The 11,507-nt window shown below is 69.6% G+C and carries 11 protein-coding genes; 8 read left to right on the top strand and 3 right to left on the bottom strand.

Annotated elements, in window-relative coordinates:
* The 3 genes from AOK11_RS23230 to AOK11_RS23220 form a co-directional block, all read left to right on the top strand.
* Positions 1–736 (top strand): AIM24 family protein (locus AOK11_RS23230; protein WP_167353827.1); only part of this gene is annotated, 736 nt, incomplete at its 5' end.
* Positions 737–747: 11 nt separating this feature from the next.
* Entirely contained in the window at positions 748–1,428 is a 681-nt protein-coding gene (locus AOK11_RS23225; RefSeq protein WP_055595660.1) for an AIM24 family protein, read from the top strand.
* Between the two features lie 17 nt (positions 1,429–1,445).
* Positions 1,446–2,201, top strand: coding sequence for an AIM24 family protein (locus tag AOK11_RS23220; protein WP_055595659.1), 756 nt, complete (start codon positions 1,446–1,448; stop codon positions 2,199–2,201).
* A 139-nt stretch (positions 2,202–2,340) separates the two neighbouring features.
* Here the strand turns inward: AOK11_RS23220 and AOK11_RS23215 are convergent, their stop codons facing one another.
* Both AOK11_RS23215 and AOK11_RS23210 read right to left on the bottom strand, forming a co-directional pair.
* A complete protein-coding gene (locus tag AOK11_RS23215) occupies positions 2,341–2,868 on the bottom strand; it encodes an NUDIX hydrolase (protein ID WP_055595658.1) in 528 nt (175 codons plus the stop codon).
* Positions 2,865–4,349: a zinc-dependent metalloprotease gene (locus AOK11_RS23210; RefSeq protein ID WP_055595657.1), complete on the bottom strand. Its 1,485-nt coding sequence runs from the start codon at positions 4,347–4,349 to the stop codon at positions 2,865–2,867. Before AOK11_RS23210 ends, AOK11_RS23215 begins: the two co-directional genes overlap by 4 nt.
* 192 nt (positions 4,350–4,541) lie before the next feature.
* Between AOK11_RS23210 and AOK11_RS23205 the strand changes: the two genes are divergently transcribed.
* The 4 genes from AOK11_RS23205 to AOK11_RS23190 all read left to right on the top strand — a co-directional run bounded on the left by AOK11_RS23205 (position 4,542) and on the right by AOK11_RS23190 (position 7,789).
* A complete protein-coding gene (locus AOK11_RS23205) occupies positions 4,542–5,657 on the top strand; it encodes an SDR family oxidoreductase (protein ID WP_055595656.1) in 1,116 nt (371 codons plus the stop codon).
* Positions 5,658–5,743: 86 nt separating this feature from the next.
* On the top strand, positions 5,744–6,202 hold the full coding sequence (locus AOK11_RS23200) for a molybdenum cofactor biosynthesis protein MoaE (protein WP_055595655.1): 459 nt from the start codon (positions 5,744–5,746) through the stop codon (positions 6,200–6,202).
* Between the two features lie 213 nt (positions 6,203–6,415).
* Positions 6,416–6,595, top strand: coding sequence for a hypothetical protein (locus tag AOK11_RS23195; protein WP_055595654.1), 180 nt, complete (start codon positions 6,416–6,418; stop codon positions 6,593–6,595).
* A gap of 99 nt (positions 6,596–6,694) precedes the next feature.
* Entirely contained in the window at positions 6,695–7,789 is a 1,095-nt protein-coding gene (locus tag AOK11_RS23190) for a YlbL family protein (protein WP_055595653.1), read from the top strand.
* Between the two features lie 45 nt (positions 7,790–7,834).
* Here AOK11_RS23190 and AOK11_RS23185 read toward each other — a convergent pair whose 3' ends face one another.
* Complete coding sequence (locus AOK11_RS23185) at positions 7,835–8,377, bottom strand: PPA1309 family protein (RefSeq protein WP_055595652.1); 543 nt, start codon at positions 8,375–8,377, stop codon at positions 7,835–7,837.
* Positions 8,378–8,541: 164 nt separating this feature from the next.
* Here AOK11_RS23185 and AOK11_RS23180 point away from each other — a divergent pair, with 164 nt between their 5' ends.
* Positions 8,542–11,472, top strand: a complete 2,931-nt coding sequence (locus AOK11_RS23180; protein WP_240497459.1) for a UPF0182 family membrane protein — start codon at positions 8,542–8,544, stop codon at positions 11,470–11,472.
* The last annotated feature ends 35 nt before the right edge of the window (positions 11,473–11,507 follow it).

The following is an 11,507-nucleotide window of genomic DNA, read 5'->3' as shown; positions in this document are numbered from 1 at the left end:
TCCGGGACAGATGCCTCCGGGGCAGATGCCGGGTCAGCAGGCCTCTTACGGGGCACCGCAGGGCGCGCCGCAGAGTCCGGGTGTGCTCGGCGCGCTCCAGATGTTCAAGGAGACGCCCACCGGGCAGCGCTGGACCCAGCAGAACCCGAAGCTGGTCCGCGCCGACCTGGGCATGGGCGGACAGCCGGTGCTGGCCCGTCAGGGCAGCATGGTGCTCTACCAGGGCAAGGTCGACTTCAGTTACAAGGGCGCCGGGTTCAGCGGCCGGATCGTCGGCAACGCGACCGGCCAGGAGATGCAGCTGATGCGCTGCACGGGCCAGGGCCAGGTGTTCTTCGCCGAGAACGCCACGATGCTGCACCCGATCGAGCTCCAGGGAGACGCCGTGTGTGTCTCCGCCGAGAGCGTTCTCGCCTTCGACGAGAGCCTCCAGTACGAGGTCCGCCGGATCGAGGGACACGGCATCCCCGGCGGCGCGCTGTTCACGATGCAGTTCCAGGGGACCGGCACCATCGTCGTCAAGACGCACGGGGTGCCCGTGGTCCTGCCGGTGACACCCACCACGTTCGCCGACGCCAACGCCGTGGTCGCCTGGTCGGCCGCCTCCCAGGTGATCGTCTCCAGCCAGGTGCGGATGCGCCGCAACTCCTACCCCGGCGACACCGGGGAGAGCGTCAACCTCCAGTTCCGGGGCGCGCCCGGCAACTTCATCGTCGTCCAGCCGTACGAGATCTGAGGGAGCCCGTCATGAACCAGCCACTCGCGGGCTACGCCCCCGCACCGGTCACCGCGCGCATGGAGAACCACGGCGATCACATGCTCAAGGTCGCCCTGCAGACCGGGAACGACCTCCTCGCGCGCGTCGGGTCGATGATCGCCTACGAAGGATTCATCCAGTACGAGCCCAACCCGTCGGCCGTGCGCCAGATCGCCCGGGACTGGGCCACCGGGGAGGGCACCCCGCTGATGAAGTGCTCCGGCGACGGACTGCTCTACCTCGCCGACTACGGGGCGAACGTCGTCGTGCTCAACCTCAACGGCGACGGCATCTCCGTCAACGCCACCAACCTGCTCGCCTTCGACGCCGGCCTGACCTGGGGCGTGGAGCGGGTGAAGGGCCTGGCGAAGTTCGCCGGTCAGGGCCTGTGGAACACCAAGATCTCCGGGCAGGGCTGGGTCGCGCTGACCTCCCGGGGCAAGCCGATCGTCGTCGACTGCGGCGGCGGTGACGACGAGACGTACGTCGACCCGGACGCACTGGTCGCCTGGTCCCCGAACCTCAAGGTGAAGGGCAAGCGCAGCTTCCGGGCGCAGTCTCTGATCGGCCGCGGCAGCGGCGAGGCCTACCAGATGGCGTTCTCCGGTCAGGGCATCGTCGTCGTCCAGCCCAGTGAGGACAGCACCGACCGTCTCCGGGTCCGGGGCTGAGGGGGAGCAACCACACCATGCAGAGCCCGCTTTTCGCCTTCAACGACCAGCAGACCCAGGAACGCTGGAGCCTGCAGAACAAGCAGATGCTCCGGGTCGCTCTGGGAGGGCACGACGACATCCTCGCCCGCAAGGGCAGCATGATCGCCTACCAGGGACTCGTCGAGTTCGACGCGGAGTACCAGAGCCGCGGCCAGGCACGCAGCCGTTCGCGCACCGGCGAGGGACTGGACCTGATGCGCTGCCACGGACAGGGCACGGTCTACCTCGCCAACCTCGCCCAGCACATCCATGTCATGGACGTGGACCATGAGGGACTGACCGTCGACAGCAGCTACGTGCTCGCCATGGACTCCTCGCTGCATCACGAGGTCATCGCCGTCGACAGCCTGTACGGCATCTCCGGCTCCGGAAAGTACCAGCTCAACATCACCGGTCAGGGCAAGGTCGCCCTGATGACCTCGGGGATGCCGTTGCTGATGCAGGTCACGCCGGACAAGTACGTCAACTGCGACGCCGACGCGATCGTCGCCTGGTCCACGGGGCTGCGCGTGCAGCTGCAGGCCCAGACGCACTCCTCCGGGGTGTGGCGGCGCCGCGGCAACACCGGCGAGGGCTGGGAGCTCAGCTTCATGGGCAGCGGTTTCGCACTCGTTCAGCCCAGCGAGCTGCTGCCGCCGCAGAACGCCCAGATCGGTTCCGGCGTCGCCGCGCAGTACGGCATGGGACAGCAGGGCGCCCGCGGACAGAACCAGGGCAACGTCTGGAGCTGAGCGGCGTCCGGAAGACACGACGGGTGAGGGGCGACCGCCGAGCGGTCGCCCCTCACCCGTATCCGCAAAGCGGCCCGGGTACCGGGCTGCTTCCCGCTATCCGTGGAACAGCCGGGTGCCGGCCGGCCACTCCCGCAGATCAGGTGCCCAGCCGTGTCAGGGTCGCCTCCAGCAGACGGACGACCGAGGCGTCCGCCACCCCCGCCACCTCGTCGTACGGGAACCAGCGCAGGTCGAGCGACTCGTCGCTGATAGCGTGCACGGCATCGGGAGCGGCCACGGCCGCGTACTGGACGTCGAAGTGCCAGTGACAGGGTGCCGGGATCGCATGCCGGTCCAGGCGCACCGGCCCGCCCGCCAGGAGGGTCAGCCCCGCGATGCCCGACTCCTCGGTGGCCTCCCGCAGAGCCGCCGCCGCCAGCGACGGGTCGCCCGGCTCGCAGTGCCCGCCCATCTGCAGCCACATCCGCAGCTTCCGGTGCAGGGTCAGCAGCACCCGGCCGCGTCCGGGGTCGACCACCAGGGCGCTGGCGGTGAGATGGCCCGCGTGGCAGGCCTTCCCCATGCCGTCCGGATGCGCGGCGAGGTGGTCCAGGTAGGCCTGGCGCAGCTCCGGCTGGTCCTCGTACCCCTTGAGTACGAGAACCGCGTCGTCGTACAGACTCACTCGGCGCCGTCACCCTTGCGGTCGTCGCCCTCGCCGCCGTCGTTCCTTCCCTCGCCGCTGTCCCCGGTGGCGTCCTCGTCCTTGCCCCGCTTGCCGAGGTCGTGCTTGCCCGCCGCCTCGCCGAGCATCTTGTCCAGCTCGGAGAAGTCGATCTGCTCGCGGTGCACGAAGCCGTCCGGGTCGTCCAGGTCGGTGGCCGTCGGCAGCATGTCCGGGTGGGCCCACAGGGCGTCCCGCCCGTCGACACCGCGCGCGTCCGTGAGCGAGGCCCACAGCCGCGAGGCGTCCCGCAGCCGGCGCGGGCGCAGCTCCAGGCCGATCAGCGTGGCGAACGTCTGCTCCGCGGGGCCGCCCGAGGCGCGGCGGCGGCGCAGCGTCTCGCGCAGCGCGTCCGCCGACGACAGGCGGGGCTTCGCCGCCGCGTGCACCACGGCGTCCACCCAGCCCTCGACGAGAGCCAGTGCCGTCTCGAGACGAGCCAGTGCCGTCTTCTGCTCCGGAGTGTCCTCCGGCTGGAACATGCCCTGCTGAAGAGCTTCCTGGAGCTGCTCCGGGTTCTGCGGATCGAACTGGCCGACCACGTCCTCCAGCTTGGCGGTGTCGACCTTGATCCCGCGCGCATAGCCGTCGACGGCACCGAACAGGTGCGAGCGCAGCCACGGCACATGCGCGAACAGGCGCTGATGGGCGGCCTCACGCAGGGCGAGGTACAGCCGCACCTCTTCCTGCGGGACGCCCAGGTCCTTGCCGAACGCCGCGATGTTCACCGGCAGCAGCGCGGCCTTGCCCACCGGCCCGAGCGGCAGGCCGATGTCGGTGGAGCCGACGACCTCACCGGCCAGCACGCCGACCGCCTGCCCGATCTGCGTACCGAACATGGCGCCGCCCATCGAGCGCATCATGCCGATCAGCGGGCCCGCCATGGCCTGCATCTCCTCCGGCAGCACGTCGCCCATGGCGATGCCGACGCGCTCGGCGACCGGGTCCACGAGCTCCTTCCACGCCGGCAGCGTCGCCTCGACCCACTCCGCGCGGCTCCAGGCCACCGAGGAGGCCGCACCGGACGGCAGCGAGGTGGCGTCGTCCAGCCACAGGTCGGCCAGCCGGACGGCCTCGTCGACGGCCCTGCGCTCGGCGGGGCCGACGCTCGCGTCCTTCGTGCCGTCGGCGGTGCCCTGGGACACCGTCTGGCGGGCGATCTGCTTGGCCATGTCCCAGTTCACCGGGCCGCCCTCGTAGGAGAGCATCTGGCCGAGCTGCTGGAACGCGGCGCCCAGGTCGTTGGGGTTCAGGGAACCGAACATCGCGGCGAACGGATTGTCCGCGCCGGGAGCGCCGAAGCCGCCGGCTCCGGACATGCCGAAACCGAACGGGTTGGCCGGGTCCTGACCACCACCGCTCTGCTGGTCCTTCTTCTTGCCCTCGTCGCCGTCGTCCGGCTCCTCCGGCGGAAGGCCGAATCCGAATGGGGTGTCACTCACGGGATTCCTCGGCTGATAGGGCCACCGGTTCTTTCCGGCGGCACGGCTGCCCGACAACACCACCCAGCGTAGACACCTGAGGCGGTTCGAGCCTCGATGCTTCGCCGACAGAAGGCCTGCGGCAGGATGGATGCCACCTGGTACACATGCTTCGCATGCGCTCGTACTGAAGACAACCGCTGGAGACGCCCGGTGAGTTCCCCAGATCCACAGGTTCGCGCAGCGCGAAACCGGTCAACCCGCTCCTCGCCCGCGCGGGGGCCCGTCGTCGCGGTCACCGGCGCCGCCTCCGGGGTCGGTGCGCTGCTCACCGAGCGGCTCGCCGCCTCGGAGGAGATCAGGCAGGTCATCGCCATCGACGAGCGCCGCGGCGACTGCGCCGAGGCACAGTGGCACATTCTGGACGTACGGGATCCGGCCATCGCGGAACGACTGCGCGGAGCGGACGTCGTGGTGCATCTGGCGCTCGACCTCGACCTGGAGAGCGACGCCGCCGCCCGGACGGCCTACAACGTCCGCGGGACGCAGACCGTACTGACCGCCGCCGCGGCGGCCGGAGTGCACCGGGTCGTGCTGTGCACCTCGACGATGGTCTACGGAGCGCTCCCGGACAACGAGCTGCCGCTGTCCGAGGACGCGGAGCTGCGGGCCACCGCCGAGGCCACCGGCGTGGGCGACCTCCTGGAGATCGAGCGGCTCGCGCGCAGGGCACCCCGCGCGCACCCCGGGCTCAACGTCACGGTCGTACGGCCCGCTGTGCTCGTCGGCGGCACCGACACCGCGCTGACCAGGTACTTCGAGTCGCCCAGGCTGCTCGTGGTGGCCGGATCGCGGCCCGCGTGGCAGTTCTGCCACGTCGACGATCTGTGCAGCGCCCTGGAGTACGCCGTCCGGGAAGAAGTCGAGGGGGAGCTGGCCGTCGGGTGCGACGGATGGCTGGAGCAGGAGGAGGTCGAGGAGCTCAGCGGGATCCGGCGGATGGAGCTGCCGTCGGCGGTCGCGCTGGGTGCGGCGGCCCGGCTGCACCGGATCGGACTCACCCCGTCCCCGGCCGGTGACCTGGCGTACACGATGCACCCCTGGGTGGTCAGCGGGAGCCGGCTGCACGACGCCGGGTGGCGGCCCGCCTACACCAACGAGCAGGTGCTGGCCGAGCTCCTGGAGGAGGTCGCCGGCCGACACACGGTCGTCGGGCGGCGGCTCGGACGCAAGGACGCGACGGCGGCGGGCGCCGCGGGAGCGACCGTGGCCCTGCTGGGCGCGGCCGCGGTGGTGCGGCGGGCGCGGAAGGCCCGGCGGCGGATCTGAGGAGGGGCGGACCCCTCGGCGACGGGTCGCCGCGGAGCACCCGAGGGTGCTTCCGCACTGCCGGGCCGTGGGGCACGATGGAGGGCATGGCATCCACGAACGATCACCCCGGTGAGCAGGCCGCGCAGGACCCGATCAAGCTGATCGCGATCCGGGACGTGCCGCTGTCCGTGGACGAGGTCCTCCGGGCCGTCGGCGACGACGCGGCCGGCGGGACGGCACTGTTCGTGGGGACCGTGCGCAATCATGACGACGGGACCGACGTCGACGAACTGGGCTATTCGTGTCACCCGAGTGCCGAGGACGAGATGCGGCGGATCGCCGAGAAGATCGTCGCCGAGTACCCCGTACGGGCGCTGGCGGCCGTGCACCGGGTGGGGGACCTCGAGGTCGGGGATCTCGCCGTCGTCGTCGGTGTGTCGTGCGCGCACCGGGGCGAGGCCTTCGAGGCCTGCCGGAAGCTGATCGACGACCTCAAGCACGAGGTGCCCATCTGGAAGCACCAGAAGTTCTCCGACGGTACAGAGGAGTGGGTCGGCGCGTAGCGGCGTCGTTGGGGGGTGGTGGTCGGGCGACGGGAGGGCGGGCCGCCGGCCGGACGCCTCGGAACCGGTCCACGGCTCCCGCTCCCCCTCTCGGATCTCTGTTCCCGCTCCACTCCGCTTGCGCAACCGCACCCCGGGTATGAGCGTTGTCACTGCGGATGGTTAATCTGCTGATCAGTCAGTCGCGGACGCTCATGGGGATGGGAGGTCGGCATGGCGGCACTCGCCTGGTTGCTGATTCCGTTTGTGGCCGCGGTCGGCGCGGGACTGTGGGGCAGTTGGGCCAGCCGGACTCGCCGGGTGCGGAGCGACGGCCCCGAGCTCATCGGTTACGCCCGCTTCCGCGAGGCCATGGAGAGGTCCCGGCCGTCGGAGGAAGAGCTCCGGCCCTAGGGACGGAAACAGCAGGTCACCGGCGTAGGGCAAGGCCAGGGCTGCCCGGACGGGCGGCCCTGACAGTGCGCTGACAGGCCCGTCCCGTACTGTCGGTGCATGCCACGCCGCACCGCGACGATGCTCGCCTCCACCCTCATGCTGATCGTGCTTCTGTGCGCGGGTGTGTTCCTCCCCGTGCCGTACGCGGAGATGTCCCCGGGGCCGACGGTGAACACCCTGGGCGACCACGACGGCGAGCCGGTGCTGCGGATCGACGGGCGCAAGACCTATCCGACCGACGGCCACCTCAACATGACCACGGTGCGGGTCACGAGCGCCGACTACCGGATGAACCTGGTCGAGGCCGTCTACGGATGGCTCGCGCACGACAACAAGGTCGTGCCGCACGACACGCTCTACCCCGACGGCAAGACGGAGGAGCAGTCCACGCAGGAGAACGCCGAGGAGTTCAGCCAGTCCCAGGAGAGCGCCAAGGTCGCGGCCCTGAAGGAGCTCGACGTCCCGGTGAAGTCCTGGGTGATCGTCTCCACGGTCGTCAAGGGCTCGCCCGCCGAGGGCAAGCTGCACGCCGGTGACGTGATCAAGAGCGTCGACGGCAGCGTGGTGCGCGAGCCGGCCGACGTCGCCGAGCTGGTGACCAAGCACAAGCCCGGCGAGGATGTCGACTTCACGATCGTGCCCGCCAAGGAGCAGGCCGCCGCCGAGAAGGAGAACCGGACACCGAAGCGGACCGAGAAGATCACGATCACCACCAGGGCCTCCGACGACGCCGGGGACGAACGCGCCGTCGTCGGGATCGCCGCCGGAACCGACCACACCTTCCCGTTCACCATCGACATCGAGCTCGCCGACGTCGGCGGGCCGAGCGCCGGCCTGATGTTCGCGCTCGGCATCTACGACAAGCTCACCCCGGGCAGCCTGACCGGCGGCGAGTTCGTCGCCGGCACCGGCACCATCGACGACGCCGGCAAGGTCGGGCCGATCGGCGGGATCGAGATGAAGACGGTCGGCGCGCGTGCCAAGGGCGCCGAGTACTTCCTCACGCCCGCCGACAACTGCGAGGCCGCCGCCGCTGACGCCCCCGAGGGCCTCACGCTCATCAAGGTGGACACCATCCACGACGCCCTCGGCGCCCTGAAGGACCTCGGCTCCGGCGACCCCGCCGACCTGCCGACGTGCACGGCCTCCTGACCGGGCGGACCGCTCGCCGCGGCTTCCCGAGGGCCGCGCCTCGAACTACGCCTCGAACGTCGCCGTCAGGGCCTCCGCCAGGCCCGGCACCAGGGCGGAACCGGTGAGGACCTCCGTCGGTGAGTCCTTCGCCCGCAGCCGCAAGGCGGAATCGCGGGCACCGTCGCGCAGCACCGCGACCGTCATGCGGACCTCCTGACGCTCCGGGTGCTTCGCCACCCACGCCGCCAGCGCGGCCTCGTCCAGATCCTGCGGAACCTGGGCCTCCGCGGACGGCGGCAGCATCAGGCGCTCCACGGTCAGGGCACAGCCGGCCACCGAGTCGGGCCAGGCGACGGTGCCCAGGAACTCGTCGAGCGGCTTGCCCGTTGGAATGGCGTCCTGCTCGATCGGCGTGAGGGCCGTTGCCGCCTGCTCGTCGCCCGGACCGAGCCGGTCCGCGAGAGAGGGCTGCTCGGCGCGCAGCCGTGCGGTGTCTACGAGGGCGAAGAGACGGGCGGGCTGGTCCCAGCCGAGGCCGGAGACGTACTCGTCGATCTCGAGCACGGCCCGGGTGAGCGGGCTCGCCGCCATGGGTGTGTTGGACATGGTCACAATCCTCTCTCGTTGAGGGCCGAAATCGGGAACCGAGTAAAGGGTGAGTAAGTTGCATAGGTGTGGGCCCGTGAACAAGGGGGCCCACACACGGTCCACGAACTCGCGGACCTGACGAATCGACAGCGAACTTCGAGGTGCCTACCTTGGCTTTCCAGATGCCGGACCGTGGCGGAGGCCCGACAGGGCCACGGATGAGAGTGGGCCGCCCGTCCCGGCGGGTCCGGACCCTGCTCATGACACTGGGCGTCCTGGCCGTCCTCGGCATGGTGTTCACCATGTTCGCGGGGTTCTGGACCGACTGGCTGTGGTATCGCTCGGTCGACTACTCGTCGGTGTTCACGACGACCCTGTGGACCAAGATCGGACTCTTCTTCGTCTTCGGCCTGCTGATGGCCCTCGCGGTGGGCTTCAACATCTGGCTGGCGCACCGGATGAGGCCGCCGCTGAGCGCCATGTCGATGGAGCAGCAGAACCTCGACCGGTACCGGATGAGCATCGCCCCGTACAAGAAGTGGCTGCTTCTCGGTATCACCGCGCTGCTGGGGCTGATCGCCGGCGCCTCGGCCTCGGGCCAGTGGCGCACCTGGCTGATGTGGGTCAACGGCGTGCCGTTCGGCCAGAAGGACCCGCAGTTCAAGCTCGACGTCGCGTTCTACGCCTTCGACCTGCCCTGGTACCGGTTCCTGCTCGGGTTCGGCTTCGCGGCCACCGTCCTGTCGCTGATCGCCGCCGCGCTCACCCACTACCTGTACGGCGGCCTGCGGGTCACCAGCCCCGGCGCGCGTGCCACGTCCGCGGCCACCGGGCACCTGTCGGTGCTCCTCGGCGTCTTCGTCACCCTGAAGGCGGTCGCGTACTGGCTCGACCGGTACGGCCTGGCGGTCAAGTCCAGCGACTTCAAGGCGACCGACAACTGGACCGGTCTGCGGTACGTCGACGCCAACGCCTATCTGCCGGCGAAGACGATCCTGTTCTGCATCGCCGTCATCTGCGCGCTGCTGTTCTTCGCCACCCTGTGGCGGCGTACCTGGCAGCTGCCCGTGATCGGCTTCGGCCTGATGGTGCTGTCGGCCATCCTCATCGGCGGCCTGTACCCGGCGATCGTGCAGAAGTTCCAGGTCCAGCCGAACGAGCAGGCCAAGGAAGCGCCGTACGTCGAGAAGAACCTCAAGGCGACGCGTGAGGCCTACGGCATCGACGACGCCCAGGTCGACGAGTACCCGGGGACCAGCCAGACCAAGGACAAGACCAAGCTCCGGGACCAGGTCTCCGAGACGGCGAGCATCCGGATCATGGACCCGAACATCGTCTCGCCGACGTTCCAGCAGCTCCAGCAGATCAGGAACTACTACGCGTTCCCGACCAACCTGGACGTGGACCGCTATCCCGATCCCAAGACCGGCACGGAGCAGGACACCGTCATCGGTCTGCGCGAGATCAACCTCAACGGCATCCCCAAGCGGAACTGGATCAACGACCACTTCCGGTACACCCACGGATACGGCGCGGTCGCCGCCAAGGGCACCAGTGCCGACGACGGCCGTCCGGTGTTCACCGAGTCCGACCTGCCGTCCAAGGGTGACCTCGGTACGTACGAGCAGCGCGTCTACTACGGCGAGCGGACGACGACGTACTCGATCGTCGGCGGTCCCCAGAAGGAGATCGACTACTCCGACGACAGCGGCGAGAAGACGACCAGCTACAAGGGCGACAGCGGGGTCAACCTCGCCAACCCGATCAACCGGGCCGCCTACGCCGCGGCGTTCAGCGAGCCGCAGATCCTGTACTCCGGCGCCATCGGTGAGGGCTCGCGGATTCTGTACAACCGCACACCCAAGGAGCGTGTCGAGGCGGTCGCCCCGTGGCTGACCATCGACGGTGACGCCTACCCCGCGGTGGTGGACGGCCGGATCCAGTGGATCGTCGACGCCTACACCACCACCAACGGTTATCCGTACGCGTCGCGGACGACCCTCGGTGACACCACGGCCGACTCGCTGACCGCCACCAACGACAACCGCGCGGTGGTGGCCCAGGAGAACCGGGTCAACTACATCCGCAACTCGGTGAAGGCGACCGTCGACGCGTACAGCGGCGAGGTCAAGCTCTACCAGTGGGACACCAAGGACCCCATCCTGAAGACGTGGATGAAGGCGTTCCCGGACACGGTGGAGCCGAGGAGCGAGATCTCCAGCGGTCTGATGGACCATCTGCGGTACCCGCAGGACCTGTTCAAGGTGCAGCGCGAACTGCTGACCCGCTACCACGTGAAGGACGCCACCACGTTCCTCAGCGGCAGCGAGGTGTGGCAGGTGCCGGACGACCCGACGAACAAGACGGGCGATGCGGTCCCGCCGTACTACCAGAGCATGAAGATGCCCGACCAGAAGGAACAGGCCTTCTCGCTCACCACGACGTTCACTCCGAACGGCCGTGACAACCTCAGCGCGTTCATGGCGGTCGACGCCGAGGCGGGCAGCGAGGGGTACGGCAAGATCAGAGTTCTGAAACTGCCGACGAGCACCACGGCCGCCGGACCCAAACAGGTCCAGAGCCAGTTCAACTCCGAACAGGACATCGCGGAGTCGATCAGGCTGCTGAGGGGCGGCGACTCCGAAGTGGAGTACGGCAACCTGCTGGCCGTCCCGCTCGACGGCGGACTGCTGTACGTGGAGCCGGTCTACGTGCGCGGTGGCGGACTGAAGTACCCGCTGCTGCGGAAGGTGCTGGTGACCTACGGAGGCCAGACCGCTTTCGAGGACACGCTCGAGCAGGCTCTCGACAAGGTCTTCGGGACGGAGGCTTCGGCCACCGAGCCGCCGCCGGGCCGGGACGAAGGCACGCAGCCGCCGCCGAAGTCCGACAATCCGTCGGTCCAAGAGGCCCTGAACGACGCCCAGGATGCCTTCCAGGCCGGCCAGGAAGCCCTGCAGAAGAACGACTGGGAAGCCTACGGTCAGGCGCAGAAGGACCTCGAGGCGGCCTTGCGCAAGGCCGAGGAGGCCCAGTCCGGGGACGGCGGAGGCGGAGGCGGCTCGGGCGCGTCGGACAGCAGTCCCAGCCCCGCCCCGAGCCCGAGCAGTTAGCGATTCGGCTGGTCAAAGGCCCACCCCGCGCCGTG

This window comes from Streptomyces hirsutus (assembly GCF_001418415.1).
Taxonomy (GTDB): domain Bacteria; phylum Actinomycetota; class Actinomycetes; order Streptomycetales; family Streptomycetaceae; genus Streptomyces; species Streptomyces hirsutus.
Note: the sequence above shows the minus strand (reverse complement) of the source record. Positions and strands in the feature narration are given on the sequence as shown.